Below are 349 nucleotides of genomic sequence, written 5' to 3' on the forward strand. Positions count from 1 at the left end.
CGACCCACCAATCGCTAAGGTGGAACGCGATTGTAAAACGTGAAGGATAACGTTGCGTAAGCAACGGCCCGTAGGGCGAGGCAAAGCCGAGTCATCCTGCACGACCCACCATCCTGAAAGTATAAAGAAGTAAACCCCACAAGGGGGCGTTAGCTCAGTTGGTAGAGCAGTTGACTTTTAATCAATTGGTCGCAGGTTCGAATCCTGCACGCCCCACCAGTGTAAAAAAGCGCCCTAAAGGCGCTTTTTTGCTATGCGCAGGATTTCATGATTCGAACCTGCAGCAGGTTCGGGTCGAACGAAGTGAGACAACGGAGCCGTTTACGGCGATGGCCCGAAGGGCGAGCGT

Annotated in this window: 1 tRNA gene; it reads left to right on the forward strand. The window is 53.3% G+C overall.

The annotated features are described in order from the left end of the window. The first annotated feature begins 143 nt into the window (after positions 1–143). Positions 144–219 (forward strand) — tRNA-Lys (locus OGV57_RS00010). The last annotated feature ends 130 nt before the right edge of the window (positions 220–349 follow it).

The sequence above is a fragment of the Citrobacter sp. Cf087 genome, assembly GCF_030334285.1.
GTDB lineage: Bacteria > Pseudomonadota > Gammaproteobacteria > Enterobacterales > Enterobacteriaceae > Citrobacter > Citrobacter freundii.